Source organism: Streptomyces sp. NPDC059906 (assembly GCF_042730645.1).
GTDB lineage: Bacteria > Actinomycetota > Actinomycetes > Streptomycetales > Streptomycetaceae > Streptomyces > Streptomyces rubrogriseus.
This window is the reverse complement of record NZ_JBHWKU010000003.1, coordinates 477,104-496,910: the sequence shown is the minus strand read 5'-3', so window position 1 is coordinate 496,910 and position 19,807 is coordinate 477,104. Positions and strand designations below refer to the sequence as shown.

The window sequence follows — 19,807 nt, the reverse complement described above, 5'->3', positions numbered from 1 at the left end:
GGGCCCCGGACGGTGCGTCCGGGGCCCGCGCGTGGTGCCGTGTCAGGGAGTGCGCAGCGTCCCGGTGGTGAGGAAGACGCTGTCCGCGGCGGCCGTGCCGATCAGCGGCAGATACGGGGTGAGGCGCTCGACCGCGTACGGCAGCGTGTACAGGTCGGCGGCCGCCGCGTCCCAGCCGTGCTCGGCCCACCAGCGCTCCGGATCGGCGATCTGCCAGTTCCAGGCCAGTCCGATCGTCGACAGGGCGTCCATGAAGGGCGCGACGAGCGGGGAGGACGTGGTCGCGGAGTTCACGCACTCGGCGCCGAACATGCTGCCGGGGGCGGAGAGTTCGGTCATCGCGGCGACGACGGCCGCCACCTCCGGGGGCCGAAGGAAGTACACGGGTGCCTCGCAGAGCCATGCGGTGGGCCTGCCGGGATCGAATCCCGCCGCCCGGAGTTCCTCGTGCCAGGACGCCGTGCCGTCGGCTTCGACGACGGTGCGGCGTCCGCAGGAGAGCCGGCCCAAGTCCAGTACCCGTTCCTTGAAGGCCAGTACGGCCGCGTCCTCCACCTCGAAGACGTGCACCCCGGTCGGCCAGTCGAGCCGGAAGGCGCGGGTGTCAAGACCGGCGCCGAGCAGCACCACCTGGCGGCAGCCCGAACGGGCCGCGGCGAGAAGGTAGTCGTCGAAGAAGCGGGTGCGTACCACCTGATAGTCGGGCAGCAGGCGCTGCATCGGTCCGTCACCGGGCGGGCCCCCGTCGAACCCGGCCGCGTGGAGGAAGTCGGCGGCCCACGGGTCGCGGACGATCGGCGCGGGCCGGAGGTTCTCCGCCGCGTGTGCGGCGGCCGTCCAGAGCGCCGCGCGGGAGATGCCGTGCGGGGTCGCGGCGGCCGGCGCGAACGGTGACTGCGGACGTGTGGATTCCGGCATGGATCTCCTTGAGGTGGGGCGGGATGGTCGTGCGGACCCGGATCATCCGGAGCGGCGACGGCCCAGCAGGAAGGCCGCGGCACCCAGCGCGAGCAGGCTTTTGGAGGGGCGGGTGGGCCGCTGGCCGCCCATCGCGGCGGGGGTGCGCGGCTCGTGGATGTTCAGTGCGAACTGACGGTTGGCCACGTCGGAGAGGACGCCCCGGACCTGTTCCGGACTGGTGACGGCGGCCAGCAGAAGCTCCATGGAGTTCCGGGCGAACTGGTTGCGGCCGAGGAAATCGCGACCCAGTGCGAAAAGGATCTTCGGTACCTCCGACTGGAACACGTCGGGCAGGGTGATCTCGGGAGCCAGGCACCGCACCGAACCGTCGAGGTTCGCGAAGGACTTGCCCAGCAGCGAGACGGCGGGCGGCGAACCGATTCCGCGTTTGGTCGCCTTGGCCAGCACCGTGGTGAGCGCGACGCCGAAGTTCATGTCCTCCAGTGAGAGATGGGAGACCGTGGGCACGAACGCGGCCATGTCGGCGGCGAACGCGGGCATGTTGGCCCACGGCGTCAGCCGGCCCATCTCCGCCCAGTGCTGCGCCAGCCCGGCCCCGTCGTTCTGCGCCATGGCCATGAACAGCGGCAGCAGCTGAAGACTGGTCCTGCGGTCCAGGCGGCCGACCATGCCCCAGTCGATCAGCGTCGCGGGTCCGCCGGGAGCGGCGAAGACGTTGCCGGCGTGCGGGTCGGCGTGGAAGAAGCGATGGACGAAGTACCCGTGGTACATGAACCGCAGCAGGTCCTTGCCGATCTCCACGCGCTCGTCGTCCGTGAAGTGCGCGCGGTCGACGTGCCGCACCGACTTCCCGTCGGCCAGCGACTGGACGAGGACCCGGGGGCTGGCGTGCAGGACCCGGGGCACCTCCAGGGAGCGGAACGACCGGACGTGGTCGCGGGCCTCGTCCATGTTGCGGGCCTCGCCGGTGAAGTCCAGCTCCGGCTCCATGGCGTCGAAGACCGAGCCGAGCATCGCCTCGATGTCGATGACCTCGTTGAACCGGGGAGCGACACGGGCCACGATCTTCGACGCCCGGCGCATCAGGGCCATGTCCGCGAGCACGCCCTCGCGGATGCCGGGTCGCTGGATCTTCACCACGGCCGCGCGCCCGCCGGGCAGCGTCACGCGGTAGACCTGGGCGAGGGACGCCGCCCCCAGCGGGGCGACGGTCTCGATGTCGTCGAAGCGCAGCTTCCAGTCCGCCCCGAGGTCCCGGGCCAGTACCGGCTCGAACTCCGAGAACGGCTGGACGTCGACCTCGTCGTGCAGGTTCTGCAGTTCGTCCCGGATGGACTGGGGGACCATGTCGGGCCGGGTGGAGAGGACCTGGCCGAGTTTCACATAGAAGGGGCCGAGGCTCTCCAGGGCATGCCGCACCGCCTTGGCGCGGCGCTGCTCCGCCCCGGCGGTGGCCTCGGCCGCGGACCCGGCGGAGCCGACGAGGCCCTCCGCCGGGGACCGCGCGTCCCGCTTCGTACGTCTCCGCAGCCGGGTCGCCTGTCCCACCTCGTCGGCCACGAGGCTGCCCAGGACCCTGACCACGAGACGCAGCCGATCGCCGACGACAGACGTCATCGTGTGTGATCCTCCTCAGATCGGGATCCGGGTACGCAACGGCGGTCGGCGTGCGCCACGGAGACGGCCGGACGGAACGGTGGCACGGCCGGTCAGCGCGAGGTCGAGGACTTTCCGCCCTGGGACGGCTTCCCGCCCTGCCCCTGCTGACCGGTCAGGCCCTGCAAGGCCTCCAGCCCTTGCTGACCGGCCTGGGCCGGCAGGTTGGTCAGGTTCTGCAGGCCCTGGACCGCCTCCAGGAGCTTGGGCAGCACCTGGGTGAGCTGGGCCAGCTGGGTCGGGAGCGCCATCAGGTCGCCCGCCCCGCTCGCCGCGTGTCCGAGGCCTCCCGCCAGTTGACCGAGCCCGCCGAGCGCACCGGCCGCGCCGCCGACCGCGGCGAGCGGATTGGCGGCCCCGCCCAGCGCGGCCAGGGGGTTGCCCGCCCCGCCCAGCGCGGCCGCGAGCGGGTTGCCGCCGCCCGCGGCACCGGTGAGCGCGGCCAGGGGGTTCTGCGCCCCGGCCCCCGAGGCGAGGCCGGCGAGCGGGTTGCCTGCCGCGCCGACCCCGCCGAGGGCGGCCAGCGGATTGGTGACACCCGCGAGCGCGGACGACGGGTTGACGGCCCCGGCCAGTGCGGCGAGGGCGTTCGGGGGCAGCCCGGCCAGCGTGCTGACGGCGTTGTCGGAGCCGCGCGACGATCGTGAGCCGCGCGACGATCCTGAGTCGTCGTCCCGGTTCAGGAGGTCGTCGAAGGCCTCCTTCCAGCTGTCGGTCATATCACCGACCAAATCCTTGAAGATGTCCTGGACGTTCTTGCTGTTGCCCATGAGTGGGGTCCCTTTCCGTTTCTCTGCGATGGGAGAGGTGCGGTTTTCGGGTGTTGTCGGGCGCAGCCTTACAAGGCTTTCGCGCAGACGTTCTTCAATCGCGCGCGGCCCCTGGTGAAGGCGGCTTCGGCCGCCTTGACGGAGATGTTGTGTATGCGGGCGAATTCCGCAGTGGAAATACCCTTGGCGCGGGCGAGTATGACCTCCTGCTCACGCCCCCGCAGGTGTTGTACCTGGCCCAGAAGCCATCTGCCGAAGTCCTCGTCGCAGACGTCCTCCTCAGGCGTGCCCGGGGTTTCCGCGAGCGCCGCACGCTGGAGGAGTCTGCTGCGACGCTCCATGTCACGGTAGAAGTCGATGCAGAGGCGCAGCGCCACGGACGTCAGAAAGGCACCGAGTCGATTCCTGTCCAACGTGGCGTGGGCGGCTGCCCGGGCCATGGTTTCCTGAACGCAGTCCTCGGCGTCCTGAAAACTCGGTAGTCTTCGCCGAACCAGCCGCATGAGGCGGTCCTGATGCTGGAAGATTTCTTCCCAGGAGCATTCAGCGGGCGATTGGCAGGTGGAATGTCGCACCATCGTGGATTGCAGCCCGTTGTCTCTCGGATTGAGCGGGGAGAACCGCGGCCGACTTTCCATTTGTCGGCCATGTGGTTTTCCTACCCGAGGCCCTGGAGCGGCAAACCGGAATATGTACCTCCGCCGGTCGGCAGAAATGTTTTTCCGTGCTCATTTCCGAGGAGCGGGCCGCCGCGCCCAGTCGCGGTTCCAGTTGCGCCACATGTCCCGTACGGTCTGGTGCACTTGGGAGCTGCCGGCGCGCAGCTCGGTGGTGTACGCCTGGACCGCTTCCTTGCCCACCAGCCGCGCTCCGCCGGTGAAGTAGGAGCCCCGGACGTGCTGCGGTGAGCGGTACTTGCCCCACAGCAGGATCTTCATCAGCGGCCAGAGGGTGAACACCCCGGCCGGGCACCGGTCGTCGGGGTCCAGGGTGCCCCACACCGACGGGACCAGTCCGCTCTCGCCCAGCAGCTCGTAGATGCGTGCGATCGCCTGCTCCTTCGTCAACTCGCCCGCACTATAGGCGAGTACGGCGTCCCGCGACTGGTCGAACATCCGCTCCACCCAGGGGTTGTCCATCCCCTGGAGGCCTCGGTACGGGGGCTGCTCCAGCAGGTCGAAACAGGCCGGGTCGTGCGTCTTCTCGAACGTCACGGCGACCTGGTTCTGGGCGTTCGTGCCGTACAGCGTGGTGATGGTCCACACGCGGTTCCAGGCGTTCCACAGGTCGAAGTCGTCGAACGCGATGTAGCTGCAGGACACCAGGTCGTCGTAGAACCGGAACATGCGCTTGGTCCAGTGGTCCAGGTACGCGAACCGGGCGGTGTCGAAGTCGTCCTTGCGCACGGCGTCGATCAGCCGGTGGCCCAGGGCGTTGAGCGCCATCACGGTGACGGCGAGTCCGCTGGAGAAGAGCGGGTCGATGAAGTCACTGGCGTGCGGCAGCAGGCACCACCGGTCGCCGACGACCTTCTGCGAGGCGAACTGGGTGCGGTCGGTGGACACGTACGGCCGGACCGCCCGCGCCCGCTCGAACTGCCGGGCCACACTGGGGAACCGGCGCACGTACTGCCAGAACTCGTCCTCGGCCGAGATGTCCTCCGGCCGTGGGTGCTGGTCGAGATCGAGGTTGAGGCCGACACTGCACAACTGGTTCGTGCTGGTCGACTGGTTGTCGAACGGGATGACCCAGAACCATCCGCCCGGGAACATGTGGTGGAGCGTTCCCTGGCTGAACGGGCTGGGCATGCCGTGCTGCGCACGCGAAGGCGCCACGGCGTCGAAGGGGCGCACGTCCACCATGTGCGTGAAGATCGTGCGCGACCTCGTGCGGTAGGACGGTTCCTGCCGCAGCCCGAGGCGCTCGGGCAGGACCGCCCGCATGCCGCCGGCGTCGACCACGTACGAGGCCCGGAAGGTGCCCCGGTCCCGGGTGACGAGAGTCGCGCCGTCCTCCTCGAACTTCACGTCGTCGACCATGGTGTGGGTGTACGCGGTCACGCCGTAGGACACGGCGACGTGGAACATGTACGCGTCCACGTCCTGCCGGAAGTAGTGCGAGTCGGGACCGAGCGGAGGACCCCAGGTGGGGTACTGGGTGCACTCGTCGGGCCGGGTGGGCTCACCATCCCGGTGGTAGATGAAGCTGAAGTTCCGCTTGACCCCGCTGTTCGACGACACGTGGCGGCGCAGTGCCGCGTTGGTCGCCAGGTGATCGAGCTCAGGGACGTCGTAGCGGCGGGCCAGGACCCGGAGCCCGAACGTGGTCTCGGGGACGGTGGACTCTCCGATGGCGAACCGGGGGTGGCCGCTGCCTTCGAGCAGCAGCACTCGCACGCCGTGACGAGCGAGTACGGTCCCCAGCATCGTCCCGCCGATGCCGCCTCCGACGATGGCGACATCGAAAACACGCTGGTCTTCTTGCATGTCTGCGGTTCCTTTCGCGACGGGAAGAGCGAGTCGCCGGGCTCCCCGGTCACCGGTGGGCGACCGGGGAGCCCGGCAGCACCCGGCGCAGCCCGCAGGCCACCAACCGGGCGGAGAAGGACACGGCGAACCAGGGGGTGGGCGCCTGCCCGGCCAACAGACGGCGGTCACCGGGCACTTGCCGCTCGCCGCGCCCGGTGACGTCCAGCCACACGCCGAAGTGCAGCAGCCGCGCCTCGGGCCCGGCGTCGCGAGCGGGGAACGGCCGCATGTGCTCGCGCACCGCACGCGTGAGGGTCGTGCGCCGCGCCATGCCCACCTGGTGCCGGGCCAGGAACTGGTCGAGCAACTGGGCGGAGCGGCACGGGAATCCACCGCGACCGAGCGGAGTGCGCCCTACCAGCCCGGCGTCGTGGAACGCCGCGGCTGCCAGCAGGCCGACCCGGTCGTAGGCGGTCCCATGGGTCCGCGCACAGGCGTCGGCCAGCAGGAACGTCCGCAGAGAGTGCACGGCGACGCGGGGTGGCAGGAGCCGGCACATCTCCTGCAGCGCGGCGCCCGCGAGGGGGTGCCCGAGCAGCTCCGCGAGGGCCGGGCGGTCGAGCAGAGGCTGCCATGCCTCGGGCAGCACCTTCGGTGGATCGGAGTGTGAACTCGCCCCGCTCCCACCGGGATCGGGGTCCTCCGGAATCCCAGGCTCTGCGGCCATGGCTCAACCCCCCTCGCCTCGCGACCTATTGGCTGTGTCCGTCTCACCTGTCTTTACGCTCGGGCCGCTCCCGCCCCCCGGCCCCCGTTTCGCAACGCTCCGTCCGCGTAAGCGCGTTGGTGTGCGACCGACGGCGCGCGATACCGGCAACGCGCTCCGGGCGTACGTTCCGGGCGTACGTTCCGGCCGTCCATTCGGAGGCGCGGCCTGTTCGAATGAATGAGCCCTAGTCACCCGTGGTGGTGGTGCGGGTGCGGGTGACGGCCGGGAGGATGCGCCCTGTGCTCCCACTGGTGGAAGATTTCTGTAGTAAATCTCGTGAGGTGCGGGGAGAGTTCAGGGCAGGACCGAATCTCGCCTGTGCTGAAATGCGGTGTTGGTATGGCCAGTTTTCCGATCAGCGACGATGTGCGACTTCCGGCGGAAATCGATGCGTCGGCTCTGACGGATGTTCCCGAAGGGCCGCCTGAGAGAATTCTGCTGACGGGAGCCACGGGATTCCTCGGCGGTTTCCTGCTCGCCGACCTGCTGGATGCCACCGACGCTCGAATCCATTGCCTGGTGAGAGCGGACTCGGCCGCTCAGGCCCGGGAGCGGCTCGCCGGTCAGCTACGCGCCCGGGAGGTGCCGGAGCACCACATGTCCCGGATCGACGTCGTGCCCGGCAGCCTGGCGAAGCCGCGGTTCGGCTTGACCGACGAGGAGTTCTCGGGCCTCTCGCGCGGCATCGACGTCATTTACCACTGCGGTGCTTGGGTCAATCTCCTGGCGAGTTACCCGATCCTGCGCGGCTGCAATGTGTCGGGGACCCTGGAAATCCTGAGACTGGCGTCCCGGACCCGCCGAATCCCCGTGCACTACATCTCGACGATGGGGGTGATCCCGGCGGCCCGAGAGGCCGGGACCGGCGTCTCCGGTTACTGCGCCACCAAATGGGTCGCCGAGCAGTTGGTCGCGCAGGCCGCGGACCGCGGATCGCCCACGATGGTGCACCGGCCCGGGGTGATCCTGGCGGACTCGCGCACCGGCCTGGTGGGGAAGTCGGACTGGTTCGTCCACCTGACGACGGCGAGCATCCGCGCCGGCTGCGCCCCCGACCACCCCGGTCTCCTGCCGGTGGGCACGGTCGACTTCACCAGCCGCGCCATCGTCGACCTGTCCCTGAGCCGCCGTGCCCGAGGACAGGTGTTCCACGTGATCGATCCCGAACCGCTGCCCTTCCGGTCGTACTTCCAGGGCTTCGCGGACGCGGGTGTCGACCTTCCGCTCGTTCCGTTCGACACCTGGCTCAAGCGGCTTCGCGACCTGGGCGACGAGGTCCCCCGCAGCACCCTGCGGCTGGCCGGCGAGACCCTCCGGCAGATGATCCCGGCCCCGGGGCAGGACACCGCCGGCCCCACCGCGGCGTCCGCGCACCGCGCCCCGCCCGTGCTCGACTCCGACTACTTCCGCAGGGTGCTCGCCTTCCTGAGCCGCGACGCCGTGCTGCCCGCCCGGTGACCCACGCGCGGTCCTCTTCTCCCGTCCCTCCCGTGCACCCCTCCTCGCATCTCATCAGCTGGAGTTTCCGCATGTCCCCTTTCACCCTGGAAGACCTGACGGCGATGGTGGCCGAGATCGCCGGCGCCGAAGCGGCCCGGGCGCTCTCGGAGCAGCCGGCCGACGCGCCCTTCACCTCGCTGGGGTTCGACTCGATGGCCGTCATCGAACTGGCCGAGCGGATCCAGGAGCGCTACGGCGTTCCCATCCCGGACGAGGCGGTGCACGACCTGCGCACCGTCCGGCGGACCCTCGACTACGTGAACGGCCGGGCAGCCGTCGCCGCGGCGGACGGAGCCCGCTGATGGCCCGGGGCGCGGGACGGCTGACCGGCATCGGCGTCTACCGCCCCGGTGGCCTGCTCACCAGCGCCGAACTCGACACCAGGTTCGGTCACGAGGACGGCTACATCGAGCAGATCACCGGAATCCGGACCAGGCTGAAGGCCGACCCCGACGACACCTTCGTCGAGATGGCCGCGCAGGCGGCGGACAAGGCCCTGGCCCAGGCGGGCGTGCTCGCCGAGGACCTGGACTGCGTCCTGTTCTCCTCCGCCAGCAGCGTCGGCCAGGCATCGTGCCGGGCCGCCAGTCTCACCCACCGCATCGGAGCCGGCCGGGCCGGCGGGTTCGACGTCAACGGCGGGTGTGCTGGGTTCAGTTACGGGCTGACCCTGGCCTCCGGGCTCATCGCCGCACAGCAGGCGCGTCAGATCCTGGTCGTCGCCGCCGAGCGGCTGAGCGACATCACCGACCCCGACGACTGCGCGACCGTCATGGTCTTCGGCGATGCCGCCGGGGCCGCGGTGGTCAGCGCCGCGGAGCACGCCGGGATCGGACCGGCGGTGTGGGGCACCCACGGCCCCGGTGAGCCCTGGATGACCAGCGCCCCGCCCAAACCCGGCGCCGCCCGCCCGTACATGCACATGGACGGCACCCGGGTGGTCCGCTGGTTCGGTTCGCACATGCCGCAAGTGGCCCAGGAGGCACTCGACGCGGCCGGGCTCACCTGGGACGACATCGCCGCCTTCGTGCCGCACCAGTGCAACGGACGGCTGATCGACGCCATGGTGCGCCGACTGCGCCCGCCCGAGCACGTGGCCATCGCCCGCAGCATCGTCACCGACGGCAACACCAGTTCGGCGTCCATCCCGCTGGCTCTGGAGTCGCTGCTCGCCTCGGCCACCGTACGGCCCGGCGACAAGGCGCTGCTCCTGGGCTTCGGCGCCGGGCTGACCTGGTGCGCCCAGGTGGTCGAACTTCCGTAAGGAGCACCTCATGAACGTCACGTCCGCGTCCCCCGCGGTCGACCTCGGGCCCGTCGGCGAATCCGAAGCCGGTGTCGTGGCCCGTCCCCTGTCCCGGCTGTCCGACGCCGATCTCGGCACCCTGCTGATGATCCGCCACTTCGAACTGGCCGTGCTTGAGCTGTTCTCCCAGGGCCGGCTGCACGGCACCACGCACACCTGCCTCGGCCAGGAGTACATCCCCGTCGCGCTCTACCCGCTGCTGGACGAGGGCGACCACGTCTTCAGCAACCACCGCGGGCACGGCCACTACCTGGCCCGCTTCCACGACCCGCACGGTCTGCTCGCGGAGATCATGGGGCGGGCCGGTGCCGTCTGCCACGGCGTGGGCGGCAGCCAGCACATCTACCGCGACCGCTACCTGTCGACCGGCGTACAGGGCCAGAGCCTGCCCGTCGCCGTGGGAGTCGGCCTGCACCTGAAACGGGCCGAGCCGGGCCGGATCGCGGTGGTCCACATCGGCGACGGCACCTGGGGCGAGGGCGCCGTGTACGAGGCGCTCAACATGGCGCAGCTGTGGCAGATCCCGGTGCTCGTGGTGGTGGAGCACAACGGGATCGCCCAGTCGACACCGACCGAGCGGCAGATGTCCGGCACCGTCGCGGCCCGGGCTGCCGCCTTCGGCGTCGGCCACCTGCGGATCGACTCCGTGGACGTCACCGACGTGCGGGCCGCCCTCGCCCCCGTGGTCGAGCAGGTCCGCGACCGGCACCGGCCGTACGTGGTCGAGTGCGTCACGCACCGCGTGGGCCCGCACAGCAAGGGGGACGACACCCGCGCGGCCGAGGTCCGCGAGCGAGCGGCCCGGCACGACTGGTACCGCCGCTACCGGCAGGACCATCCCGCCCAGTTCGCCGCCGCCGACCAGGCACAGGCTCAGGCCGTCGCCGCCGTCGTACGAGAGGTCGGCGCGCGTCCGGCGTCCCGATGGGAGGCCCGATGACCAGGCGCCAGCGCGTGGCCGAGAACCTCAACAGCGCACTGCACCACCTCCTCGGCGCCCACCCCGGCACGTATCTGATCGGCGAGGACGTCGCCGACCCCTACGGCGGGGCGTTCAAGGTGACCCGGGGGCTCTCCGACCGCTTCCCGGACCGGGTGCTGTCCTCACCGCTGAGCGAAGGCGGCATCGCCGGCGTGGGCGCGGGCCTGGCCCTGGCCGGCAACCGGTCCGTGGTCGAGATGATGTTCTCGGACTTCGCCGCGCTGGCGTTCGACCCGCTGCTGAACTTCGCCGCCAAGTCCGTGTCGATGTACGGCCGCAGGGTCCCGATGAGCATGGTCGTCCGCTGTCCCACCGGCGGCAACCGGGGGTACGGCCCGACGCACAGCCAGAGCCTGCAGAAGCACTTCCTCGGCGTTCCCTCGCTGCACCTGCGGGAAGTCTCCCCGTTCCACGACAACCAGCGCGTACTGACCGCGATGCTCGACCGCGAGGAGCCCGGTGTGCTCTTCGAGGACAAGGTGCTCTACACCCGCGCCATGTACCAGGACGGGGTCGTGGACGACCTCTTCCGCTACGAGGTGCTGGCCGATCCCAGCGAGACCGCCCGGGTGTTCGCGCCGGACTGCGGGCCCCCCGACTGGATCGTCCTGGCTCCGGGCGGGCTCACCGAACGGGCCGTCACCGCCCTGCGCACCCTGCTCCTCGAAGAGGAGATCACGTGTGAACTGCTGGTGCCCTCCCAGCTCTACCCCTTCGACAGCAAGGCGCTGCTCCCGGTGCTCTCCCGTGCCGACCGCATCTGTGTCATGGAGGACTCCACGGCCGACGGGACCTGGGGCGAGCTGCTCGCACAGCAAATCCACGAGCAGCTGTGGAGCCGGCTGGCCCGCCCGGTGCTGCCGCTGAGCGCCGAGCCGAGCATCGTACCGACCGCGGCGCACCTGGAGCACGACGTGCTGCTCCAGCCGTCCACCATCCACCGCGCGATCACGGAGGCGACGAAGTGATCGGCATCGAGCTGCCCACGCTCAACACGAACGACTCCAGCTACACCCTGGTCGAGTGGCTCGTCCCCGACGGCAGCAGCATCGAGGGCGAGGATCCGCTGGCGGTGGTGGAGACCTCCAAGGCCAGTGAGGAGATCGAGAGCACCGGCCCCGGAATCCTGCACGTCCTCGTCGGCGGCGGCCAGGAGTGCCGGCCGGGGCAGACCATCGCCTATCTCTTCGAGTCGGCCGAGGAGCGCGACTCCTACCGGGCGTCGGCCGCCGCCCCGGCGGCGACATCCGCACCCCCCGGCGCGGAGCTGAGCATCACCAACGCGGCCCGTGAGCTCGCCGACCGCCACGGCGTGTCCGAGGCCGAGCTGCGCGGTCTCGGGCGCACGGTCATCCGTACGGCCGATGTCGAGGCCCTGGTGCGGCGGGCCGCGTCGACGCCCGCCCCCGCCGAGCGTCAACTGTCCAAGCAGCAGCGGACGGTGGGGGCGGTGGTGACCGAGTCCATGCGGACCGTTCCCGCCGCGGCCGCCTACGCCAAGGTCGACGTCGGACAGGCGGAGGAACTGGCCCGGCAGCTGTCCGAGCGCACCGGCAGTTTCGTCTCCCTGCCCGTCCTGCTGATCAAGGCGGTGGCGCGCCGGCACGCGGCACACCCCCTGATGTTCGCCGCGCTCACCGACGACGGCGCGGTGCGCGAGAGCGAACGGGCCCATGTGGGCGTCACCATGGACGCGGGCCGAGGCCTGTACACCCCGGTGGTGCACGACGCCGCCGAGCTGAGCGGCGACCGGATCGCCGACCTGCTGACCGGCTTCCGGAGCAAGGCCTTCCGGGGCACGTTCCAGGCCGCCGAACTCGCCGGGGCCAACATCATGGTCGCCCCGCACACCACCGAGGGCATGCTCCTGGCCACCCCCATCGTCTTCCCCGGCCAGACCTGCGTGATCTCCGTCGGCGCCGTCGACGACCAGGTGCTCCTGGACGCGCAGGGCACCCCTCGCACCCACCGGTTCGTCCACCTCGGCCTGGTCTACGACCACCGGGTGGTCAACGGCAGGGACGCGATGGCCCTGCTCAAGGACGTCAAGGAGGAGCTGGAGGCACCGGCCGCGCTCGGCTGACCGCCGACCCGCCACACGGAAACCCCACCACACGGAACCCCACCACACGGAACCCCACCACACGGAACCCCGCCACCCCCGGGGTGCCGCCCGTCGGACTGGAAAGGACACCCCCGACATGACCACCGACACCACGCCCCACAGCCGCGCCTACGACCTGCTCGCCTCGGTTCTCAGCAACAAGTTCGAAGTGCCCGCCGAGGCCATCGTCCCCACCGCGACCTTCGAGCAGCTGGACCTCGACTCGCTGGCCGTGGTGGAGCTGTTCGTCGTACTCACCGAGGAACTCGGCATCGAGGTGCAGGACGGCGAGGCCGACCCGGACCTCACCCTGGCCGGCGTGGCCGACCTCATGGCCGAGGCCGTCAAGTCGTGACCCGCGCCCGTCCCGACGTCGCCGTCACCGGGATCGGCCTGGTCACTCCGGCCGGCACCGGTCGCGAGGCCACCTGGGACGGCGTGTGCGCGGGCCGCCCCACCGCCCGGCACGTCCCCGAACTCAAGGGTCTCCCGGTCGACTTCGCCTGCCTCGTACCGGACTTCTCCCCCCGCGCTCACGTCCCCGGCTCACGCCCCTGGCAGTACGACCGCTTCACCCAGTTCGCCCTCTACGCCGCCCTGGAGGCGGTCTCCGACGCCGGTCTGGACCCGGCCGACTGGGACGCGGACCGCGTCGCGGTGGTCTTCGGCAGCTCGGCCGGCGGCACCGGCACCATGCTGGAACAGCACCGCAAACTGCTCGAAGCGGGCGCGGCACGCGTCTCACCGCTGCTGCTGCCGATGTTCCTGCCCAACATGGCCACCGGACAGCTCACCATCCACCTGCGGGCCCGGGGTCCGGCGCTGTGCACGGTCACCGCCTGCGCCTCCGGCGCCACCGCCATCGGCACCGCCCTGCAACTCCTGCGCTCCGGGGCCTGCGACATCGCCGTCGCGGGCGCCTCCGACGCGGTCGTACAGCCCTTCTGGGTCACCGGCTTCGACCGGATGGGCGCGCTGTCCCGGCGCGGCGACGACCCGTGGGCCGCCTCCCGGCCCTTCGACGCCGCCCGGGACGGCTTCGTCATGGCGGAGGGCGGTGCGGCCCTGGTCCTGGAGCCGGCGAGTGCGGCCAGGGCCCGCGGACGCCCCGGCTACGCCCTGCTGGCGGGCTACGGGGCATCGTCCGACGCCCACCACCCCGTGGCACCCGACCCCGAGGGCAAGGGCGCCGCCCTCGCCGTGCGGCGGGCCCTCGACGACGCCGGCGCCCGCCCCGCGGACGTGCAGCACATCAACGCGCACGGCACCAGCACGCCGCTCAACGACGCCGCCGAGGCCCGTCTGATCCGCCGCCTCTTCCCGCACCAGCCCTCCGTGACCTCGGTCAAGGGCACCCTCGGCCATCTGCTGGGCGCGGCCGGAGCGGTCGAAGCGGCGATCACCGCCCTGTCCGTGGCCCACGGCCGGGTGCCTCCCGTGGCCAACCTCGAAAAACAGGAAGGAGACGCCGAGATCAACGCCGTCACCGGCTCCAGCAGGGACCAGCCCGTCGGCCTCGCCCTGAGCCATTCCTTCGGCTTCGGCGGCCACAACGCCGTACTCGCCTTCAGAAGCTGTCCCGCCGAACCTGCCAAGCCGGCCCGAACTCCGCGCCATTCCCCAACGAAATGGAGAGGACCGTGAGTTTCCTCAATCCCCGTAGCCCCTGTGCCGACCCGGACGACGTCGTCACGGACGTCACCGAGGCCCCGCACCGCCTGCGTGCGGTCGCCCAGGCCTGCGGAGCGCAGGTCATCGCGACCGTCGACGTGCAGGCGGGCGAGGACGACTGGAACGCCCCGTCCACCGAGGAGCATCCGCGTCCGGTGGTGCTCGTGCACGGCACCTTCGGCAACCGGGGCTACACCTGGCACACGGCGACACCGCTGCTACGACAGCACGGTCACCGGGTCTTCCGGCTCGACTACGGCCAGCACGGCCACCCCGTGATCTTCGGCCTGGGCGACATCAAGCACTCCGCCCGGCAGCTCGCGGACTTCGTCGACGAGGTACTGCGGCGGACCGGCGCCCAGGAGGTCGACGTGGTCGGCTTCTCGCAGGGCGGCATGGTGCCGCGCTACTACCTGAACGCCCTGGGCGGAGGACCCAAGGTGCGCAACTTCGTCGGCATCGCGCCCAGCAACCACGGAGTCACGGCACAGGGGCTGATGAACCTCGCCCGCCAGATCCCCGGCGCGGTGGAACTGCTGGAACAGGGTGCCGTCGGGGAGGTCGTGCCGGCCTGGCCGCAACTGCAGCACGACCACCCCTTCCAGCGCGAGCTGGCCGATCTCGGCGAGACGACGGAGGGCGTCCGCCACACCGTCATCGCCACCCAGTACGACGACGTGGTCACTCCGTACACGTCGTGCGCCCTCGCGAGGACCGAGGGCCGCTACGTCAACAACATCGTCCTTCAGGACATCGACCCGGACGACCACACCCCGCACGTGAGCATGCCCTACAACGCGACCGTGCTGAAGGAAGTGCTCAAGGCCCTGGCCGGCTGAGCCCTGCTGCCGTCCAGGAGAACGCGGGCGACCAGCGCCGGGTCGTCGTTCATCGGGACGTGGCCGCAGCCGGGCAGCCGCACCAGGCGGGCCCGCGGAATGGTGTGCTTGGCGCGTATGCCCTGCCGGGGCAGGAGCAGCCGGTCCCGGTCGCCCCACGCCACGGTGACGGGGACGCCGGGCACGTCGTCGGAGAACAGCACGCTCCGTCCGGCCCGGAGCGTCTCGGAGAACCCCTGCGCGTGTGCGAGCGCCAGCGTCTCGGCGACGACCGCCTCGGGGGAGCGGCGGCCGGGACGGGCGTAGATCGTACTCGTCAGCGCGGTGCGGCCGACCGCGGTGCGGGACAGCCGCTCGACCAGCGGGAGGGGCAGGCTCCGGGCGGTCCGGCGCATCCCCGTCAGGACGCCGAAGGCGTAGCGCCGCTCGGCCTGCGTCCAGAAGCCGGCCGGGGACAGGGCCGTCACCGACCGCACCAGGTTCTCGCGGCCGAGCCCCAGGGCCAGCAGACCGCCCAGCGAGTTGCCGGCCACGTGCGGCCGGTCGAGCCCCAGCGCCGCGCAGAAGGCGCCGAGTACCGCGTTCGTCGTCGGCAGATCGTGCGGCAGGCCGTGCGGCAGTGCGGACGACTGCCCGAACCCCGGCAGGTCCACGGCCACCACCTCGCGCTCGGTCGCGAGGATGTCGACCACCGGGTCCCAGGCCTGCCGGTGGTGGCCTATGCCGTGCAGCAGTAGCAGCGGCTCGCCCGCACCCACGCGCGCGTAGGCGAGGGTGATGTCCTGCGGACCGTGCTCGGTGGGGGCCGTGAAGGAGAGCGTTGCGGACATGGGGCTCCTTGTCGGGAACGGGTGTTCCGGGAACGCGTGTGCGACGACGTCGGATAGACAGCTTGTCAGCAATGGCTACCGACCGGTAGCCCTGATGCCTGGTACGAGCGGTTCCGTCTGGACACCGCCGGACGCGTCCGCTGGGATGGAGCGGTGACCACCGACACCGCGACCGACGTCTTCGAAGAGCACCGCCCCGTCCTCCTGGGGGTCGCCTACCGCATGCTGGGCCGCCTCGCCGACGCGGAGGACGTGGTCCAGGAGGCCTGGCTGCGCTGGTCCGGCGCCGACCGCGCCGCCGTGCGCGAACCCCGCGGATACCTGGTGCGCGTCACCACCCGGCTCGCCATCGACCGGCTGCGCCAGGTCAAGTCGCGCGGCGAGACCTACGTGGGCCCGTGGCTGCCCGAGCCCTACGTCACCGACTTCGGGGACGCGGTGCCGGACACCGCCGAGCGGGCCGTCCTCGCCGACTCCGTCTCCCTCGCCGTCCTCGTCGTCCTGGAGTCGCTGTCGCCGCTGGAACGGGCGGTGTTCGTCCTCCGGGAGGCCTTCGGCTACCCGTACGCGGAGATCGCCGCCATGCTGGAGCGCGGCGAGGCCGCGGTGCGCCAGCTCGCCGGACGCGCCCGCAAGCACGTCGACGAGCGGCGCCCCCGCTACGACGTCGACCCGGCGCAGCGCCGCGACCTCACCGAGCGCTTCCTCGCCGCCGCGGCCGAGGGCGATCTGGCCGGCCTGCTGGCCACGCTCGCGCCGGACGTCCGGCTGGTGGGCGACAGCGGTGGCCGGTCCAAGGCGCCGCTGCGCGTGCTGGAGAGCTCCGACAAGGTGGGCCGCTTCCTGCTCGGTGTCGCGCGGCAGGGCATTCCGGACGCCACCTTCCACTTCCTGGAACTCAACGGCGGCCCGGCCCTGCTGGTCCGCTCCGGCGGCAAGCCGGACTCCGTCGTTCAGGTGGACGTCGTCGACGGCCGCATCCAGTCGATGTACATCATCCGCAACCCGGACAAACTGGTGTCTCTGGCCGGCGTTCTCTGACCCCGCCCCGTCTTTCCTCCGGCATCTCACGGTCCCGGCCCCCGTCCCGCGACGTCCCGCGACGGGGGCCGGGGCCGTTCCGTCGCGGGATTGGTCTTGACCAAGGGGGTGGGGCGTTTTATGGTCGCAGAGAACTGCAACAACCTTTAATAAACAAGGGCGTCAAAACGCCGCCGGACCACGGCGATTGCGGAGGACAGGGTGGGGACCACGCAGTTGGAATCGGTGCCGGAGCCCAAGTACTGGCACCTCAGGACCGTGCTCAGCGAGGCGCTGGACTCGGAGTTCGAGGTGGGCGAGATCCTGCCCAACGAACGCGATCTCGCCGCCCGCTTCGGCGTCGCGCGCGCGACCCTGCGCCAGGCCCTGGAGCAGCTAGAGCTGGAGGGCAGGCTCCAGCGCCGCCGGGGCGTCGGTACGACCGTGGCGCCGCCGCGCGTCGGCGTGGCCGTCGGCACCCGGGAGCACGCCTGGCCCGGGACGGCCGACGACGCCTGGCAGCCGGCCGACTGCGTCCTCGCGGCACCGCCCGCGGCCGTGGCCGACGCCCTGGAGACCGACCGCGACGAGCCGGTCCACACCGTCCGCCGCTCCCGCGTGAGCCACGGCCAGCCCGTCGCCGCGGAACTGCTGTACGTCCCGGCGTCCTCGATCCCCGACCTCACCGCCATCGACGCGCCCTCCGGCCCCGCACGCGCGCGTGCCGTCCTGCGTGAACTGCAGCGCGGGGACCTGGAGCGGCAGGAGAGCGCCGTCGAGCTGGGCTCGGCCGGCGCGGACGACGCGAGGGAGCTGGACCGCCTCCCGGGCGCGCCCGTCCTCGTCGTCACCACCCGCTACCTCGCCGAGGGCCGCACCGCCGCCCTCTCCGTCGCCACCTACCGCGCGGACACCTGCCGGCTGACGTTCGGCGACTCGGGCGACGTGGAGATCCACCACGGCCCCGAGACCCGGGCCTCCTGACCGCCCCGCCCCCGCCGCGGACCCACCCCCGCCGCGGACCCGCCGCCGCCCGTGGATCAGCGGCGGGCCGTCGCCCCCTCGACCGCGAAGAGCTGCTCCTCCACATGGTCGAGGGCCAGCCGCAGTGCCCCCGTCGCCACGGCGGCCTCGCCGAGCAGCGACAGGGCCACCCGCGGCGGACGCAGGCAGTAGCGGGCCAGCTCCCGGCGCAACGGCTCCAGTACGCCGTCCAGGCCGGCCGCCCAGCCGCCGATGACGACCATCTCGGGATCGAGCGCCAGCGCCAGCGCCGCCACGTCGTGCACCAGCCGCTGGATGAAACGCTCGACGGCCGCACGGGCCCGCTCGTCGCCCTCGCGGGCCTCGGCGAAGACCTTGGCGACCGCCTGCTCGTCCAGCGGGTGCAGCGGCTGGTCCGTGGTGGACAGCAGCGTCTCCGGCGTCACGTCCCGGCCCAGCAGGTGCAGCGCGCCGATCTCCCCGGCCGCCCCGCCGTACCCCCGGTGCAGCCGCCCGCCGATCAGCGCCCCCGCCCCGGGACTCAGCCCCGCCAGCACGAACACGATGTCGTCGCACTCGGTGGCGGTCCCCTTCCAGTGCTCGGCCACCGCCGCCGCGTTCGCGTCGTTCTCCACCAGCACCGGGCACTTGAAGGACCGGCTCAGCCGCTCACCCAGGCCAAGACCCGTCCACCCGGGCAGCGCGGTGCCCAGGCGGACCGTGCCGTCCGCCTCGACGATGCCGGGCGTGGCCGCGCCGACCGCCCGCAGCGAGCCGCGCGCCACACCGGCCCGGCGCAGCAGCTCGGCCACGGCCGTACGCAGCCGCTCCAGCCGCTCGTCGGCCGGCGCGTTCTCGTCCACGTCCTTGGCCTGGGCGCCGATCACCCGGCCGTCCAGGTCGGACAGCAGCGCGGCCACGCGGTGCGGGCCGATCTCCAGGCCCAGCAGGTGCCCCGCCTCCGCCCGGAACCGGAACCGCCGCGCGGGCCGCCCCTGCCGCCGGGCCGTCCCCTCGTCGGCGGCCGCCTCGACGACCAGACCGGTCTCTATCAGCCCCTCGACGACGCCCTCGACGGTCGGCCTGGACAGCCCCGTCACCCGGGTGATCTCGGTCAGCGTCGCGGAGTCCGTCGCACGCAACGCGTGCAGCACCACAGCGGAATTGATCCTCCGCAACAGCGAAGGGTCCCCGCCGGTCAGGCCTGCCAAGGTCCGTCCTCCCAGCTCGTGCGCGTGTGGGCCGGATGGTACTCGGCCCGCCGAACCCCGGCGAGTTCCGGCCCGCCCATCCCGCTCCCCGCGGCGCCCTCAGCCGGGCGCCACGAACCCGGACTCGTACGCCGTGATCACCGCCTGGGTGCGGTCGCGCGCCCCCAGCTTCGCCAGTACGGCGCTCACGTGCGACTTCACCGTCTCCGTGCCGACCACCAGCCGTGCGGCGATCTCCGCGTTCGACAGCCCCCGCGCCATCAGCCGCAGCACCTCGCCCTCCCGCTCGGTCAGCCGGGCGCGCGCCAACTCGGCGCGGGCCGCGCGGTTCCCGCCGCCGTCGCCGTACTCGGCGGCCAGCTGCCGCACCGAGGCGGGGAACAGCAGGGACTCGCCCTCGGCGATCAGCCGCACCGCGTGCACGATCTCGGCCGGCCGGGCCCGCTTGAGCAGGAAGCCGTCGGCGCCCGCGCGCAGCGCCTCGTACACGTACTCGTCGTTCTCGAAGGTCGTCACCACGAGGATCTTCGGCGGGTCGGCCACCGTCCGCAGCAGCGCCCGCGTGGCCTCGATCCCGTCCAGCAGCGGCATCCGGACGTCCATGGCGACCACGTCCGGCCGCACCTGCCGCACCAGCGGGATGACCGCCGCCCCGTCGGCCGCCTCACCGACCACCTCGATGTCCGGCTGCGCCTCCAGCACGGCCCGCAGACCCGCGCGCACCAGGGGTTCGTCGTCGACGAGGAGCACTCTGACCGGCATCCGCCCAGCGTAGA

At 71.8% G+C, this 19,807-nt stretch carries 20 protein-coding genes; 11 read left to right on the top strand and 9 right to left on the bottom strand.

Annotation, left to right across the window (positions count from 1 at the left end; genetic code table 11):
- Positions 1-42: 42 nt before the first annotated feature.
- The 6 genes from ACFV9J_RS07705 to ACFV9J_RS07680 form a co-directional block, all read right to left on the bottom strand.
- Positions 43-918 (bottom strand): SAM-dependent methyltransferase, encoded by an 876-nt coding sequence (locus ACFV9J_RS07705; RefSeq protein ID WP_385351298.1) that lies wholly within the window; start codon positions 916-918, stop codon positions 43-45.
- Between the two features lie 42 nt (positions 919-960).
- Positions 961-2,538, bottom strand: a complete 1,578-nt coding sequence (locus tag ACFV9J_RS07700) for an ABC1 kinase family protein (RefSeq protein ID WP_385351295.1) — start codon at positions 2,536-2,538, stop codon at positions 961-963.
- Between the two features lie 92 nt (positions 2,539-2,630).
- A complete protein-coding gene (locus ACFV9J_RS07695; protein ID WP_385351293.1) occupies positions 2,631-3,347 on the bottom strand; it encodes a hypothetical protein in 717 nt (238 codons plus the stop codon).
- 68 nt (positions 3,348-3,415) lie between these two features.
- Entirely contained in the window at positions 3,416-3,925 is a 510-nt protein-coding gene (locus ACFV9J_RS07690; protein ID WP_385351290.1) for an RNA polymerase sigma factor, read from the bottom strand.
- 150 nt (positions 3,926-4,075) lie between these two features.
- Entirely contained in the window at positions 4,076-5,833 is a 1,758-nt protein-coding gene (locus ACFV9J_RS07685) for an NAD(P)/FAD-dependent oxidoreductase (protein ID WP_385351287.1), read from the bottom strand.
- A 49-nt stretch (positions 5,834-5,882) separates the two neighbouring features.
- Positions 5,883-6,464, bottom strand: coding sequence for a hypothetical protein (locus ACFV9J_RS07680; protein ID WP_385351284.1), 582 nt, complete (start codon positions 6,462-6,464; stop codon positions 5,883-5,885).
- 459 nt (positions 6,465-6,923) lie between these two features.
- On the opposite strand from ACFV9J_RS07680, the gene ACFV9J_RS07675 reads away from it, so the two are divergent.
- The 9 genes from ACFV9J_RS07675 (at position 6,924) to ACFV9J_RS07635 (ending at position 14,986) form a co-directional block, all read left to right on the top strand.
- Entirely contained in the window at positions 6,924-8,042 is a 1,119-nt protein-coding gene (locus ACFV9J_RS07675; protein WP_385351282.1) for a thioester reductase domain-containing protein, read from the top strand.
- Positions 8,043-8,113: 71 nt separating this feature from the next.
- Entirely contained in the window at positions 8,114-8,386 is a 273-nt protein-coding gene (locus tag ACFV9J_RS07670; protein ID WP_003977559.1) for an acyl carrier protein, read from the top strand.
- Positions 8,386-9,348, top strand: coding sequence for a ketoacyl-ACP synthase III (locus ACFV9J_RS07665; protein ID WP_385351277.1), 963 nt, complete (start codon positions 8,386-8,388; stop codon positions 9,346-9,348). The genes ACFV9J_RS07670 and ACFV9J_RS07665 overlap by 1 nt, the downstream gene beginning before the upstream one ends.
- Positions 9,349-9,358: 10 nt before the next feature.
- Complete coding sequence (locus tag ACFV9J_RS07660; RefSeq protein ID WP_385351274.1) at positions 9,359-10,330, top strand: thiamine pyrophosphate-dependent dehydrogenase E1 component subunit alpha; 972 nt, start codon at positions 9,359-9,361, stop codon at positions 10,328-10,330.
- Positions 10,327-11,340 (top strand): alpha-ketoacid dehydrogenase subunit beta, encoded by a 1,014-nt coding sequence (locus tag ACFV9J_RS07655; protein ID WP_385351271.1) that lies wholly within the window; start codon positions 10,327-10,329, stop codon positions 11,338-11,340. The genes ACFV9J_RS07660 and ACFV9J_RS07655 overlap by 4 nt, the downstream gene beginning before the upstream one ends.
- A complete protein-coding gene (locus ACFV9J_RS07650; RefSeq protein WP_385351268.1) occupies positions 11,337-12,455 on the top strand; it encodes a 2-oxo acid dehydrogenase subunit E2 in 1,119 nt (372 codons plus the stop codon). The genes ACFV9J_RS07655 and ACFV9J_RS07650 overlap by 4 nt, the downstream gene beginning before the upstream one ends.
- A gap of 118 nt (positions 12,456-12,573) precedes the next feature.
- Entirely contained in the window at positions 12,574-12,831 is a 258-nt protein-coding gene (locus ACFV9J_RS07645; protein WP_385351265.1) for an acyl carrier protein, read from the top strand.
- Positions 12,828-14,120 carry a beta-ketoacyl-[acyl-carrier-protein] synthase family protein gene (locus ACFV9J_RS07640; RefSeq protein ID WP_385351262.1) on the top strand — a complete coding sequence of 431 codons (1,293 nt, stop codon included), beginning with the start codon at positions 12,828-12,830 and terminating at the stop codon, positions 14,118-14,120. Before ACFV9J_RS07645 ends, ACFV9J_RS07640 begins: the two co-directional genes overlap by 4 nt.
- Positions 14,117-14,986 carry an esterase/lipase family protein gene (locus tag ACFV9J_RS07635; RefSeq protein ID WP_385351260.1) on the top strand — a complete coding sequence of 290 codons (870 nt, stop codon included), beginning with the start codon at positions 14,117-14,119 and terminating at the stop codon, positions 14,984-14,986. The genes ACFV9J_RS07640 and ACFV9J_RS07635 overlap by 4 nt, the downstream gene beginning before the upstream one ends.
- Here ACFV9J_RS07635 and ACFV9J_RS07630 read toward each other — a convergent pair.
- Positions 14,938-15,816: an alpha/beta fold hydrolase gene (locus ACFV9J_RS07630; RefSeq protein ID WP_385351257.1), complete on the bottom strand. Its 879-nt coding sequence runs from the start codon at positions 15,814-15,816 to the stop codon at positions 14,938-14,940. The genes ACFV9J_RS07635 and ACFV9J_RS07630 overlap by 49 nt on opposite strands.
- Before the next feature lie 153 nt (positions 15,817-15,969).
- Here ACFV9J_RS07630 and ACFV9J_RS07625 point away from each other — a divergent pair, with 153 nt between their 5' ends.
- Together ACFV9J_RS07625 and ACFV9J_RS07620 are read left to right on the top strand one after the other, a co-directional pair.
- Complete coding sequence (locus ACFV9J_RS07625; protein ID WP_385351254.1) at positions 15,970-16,857, top strand: RNA polymerase sigma-70 factor; 888 nt, start codon at positions 15,970-15,972, stop codon at positions 16,855-16,857.
- A 201-nt stretch (positions 16,858-17,058) separates the two neighbouring features.
- Positions 17,059-17,820, top strand: a complete 762-nt coding sequence (locus ACFV9J_RS07620) for a GntR family transcriptional regulator (protein WP_385351251.1) — start codon at positions 17,059-17,061, stop codon at positions 17,818-17,820.
- A 56-nt stretch (positions 17,821-17,876) separates the two neighbouring features.
- Here ACFV9J_RS07620 and ACFV9J_RS07615 read toward each other — a convergent pair whose 3' ends face one another.
- Together ACFV9J_RS07615 and ACFV9J_RS07610 are read right to left on the bottom strand one after the other, a co-directional pair.
- Positions 17,877-19,031, bottom strand: coding sequence for an ROK family transcriptional regulator (locus ACFV9J_RS07615; RefSeq protein ID WP_385351248.1), 1,155 nt, complete (start codon positions 19,029-19,031; stop codon positions 17,877-17,879).
- A gap of 99 nt (positions 19,032-19,130) precedes the next feature.
- Complete coding sequence (locus ACFV9J_RS07610; protein ID WP_385351245.1) at positions 19,131-19,793, bottom strand: response regulator; 663 nt, start codon at positions 19,791-19,793, stop codon at positions 19,131-19,133.
- Positions 19,794-19,807: the final 14 nt, after the last annotated feature.

Bases quoted from the DNA above. Each gene is read 5' to 3' on its own strand.
- ACFV9J_RS07705 (WP_385351298.1), bottom strand. From the start codon at position 918: ATGCCGGAATCCACACGTCCGCAGTCACCGTTCGCGCCGGCCGCCGCG.
- ACFV9J_RS07690 (WP_385351290.1), bottom strand. From the start codon at position 3,925: ATGGTGCGACATTCCACCTGCCAATCGCCCGCTGAATGCTCCTGGGAA.
- ACFV9J_RS07610 (WP_385351245.1), bottom strand. From the start codon at position 19,793: ATGCCGGTCAGAGTGCTCCTCGTCGACGACGAACCCCTGGTGCGCGCG.
- ACFV9J_RS07675 (WP_385351282.1), top strand. From the start codon at position 6,924: ATGGCCAGTTTTCCGATCAGCGACGATGTGCGACTTCCGGCGGAAATC.
- ACFV9J_RS07655 (WP_385351271.1), top strand. From the start codon at position 10,327: ATGACCAGGCGCCAGCGCGTGGCCGAGAACCTCAACAGCGCACTGCAC.
- ACFV9J_RS07665 (WP_385351277.1), top strand. From the start codon at position 8,386: ATGGCCCGGGGCGCGGGACGGCTGACCGGCATCGGCGTCTACCGCCCC.
- ACFV9J_RS07685 (WP_385351287.1), bottom strand. From the start codon at position 5,833: ATGCAAGAAGACCAGCGTGTTTTCGATGTCGCCATCGTCGGAGGCGGC.
- ACFV9J_RS07630 (WP_385351257.1), bottom strand. From the start codon at position 15,816: ATGTCCGCAACGCTCTCCTTCACGGCCCCCACCGAGCACGGTCCGCAG.
- ACFV9J_RS07670 (WP_003977559.1), top strand. From the start codon at position 8,114: ATGTCCCCTTTCACCCTGGAAGACCTGACGGCGATGGTGGCCGAGATC.
- ACFV9J_RS07695 (WP_385351293.1), bottom strand. From the start codon at position 3,347: ATGGGCAACAGCAAGAACGTCCAGGACATCTTCAAGGATTTGGTCGGT.
- ACFV9J_RS07700 (WP_385351295.1), bottom strand. From the start codon at position 2,538: ATGACGTCTGTCGTCGGCGATCGGCTGCGTCTCGTGGTCAGGGTCCTG.
- ACFV9J_RS07660 (WP_385351274.1), top strand. From the start codon at position 9,359: ATGAACGTCACGTCCGCGTCCCCCGCGGTCGACCTCGGGCCCGTCGGC.
- ACFV9J_RS07645 (WP_385351265.1), top strand. From the start codon at position 12,574: ATGACCACCGACACCACGCCCCACAGCCGCGCCTACGACCTGCTCGCC.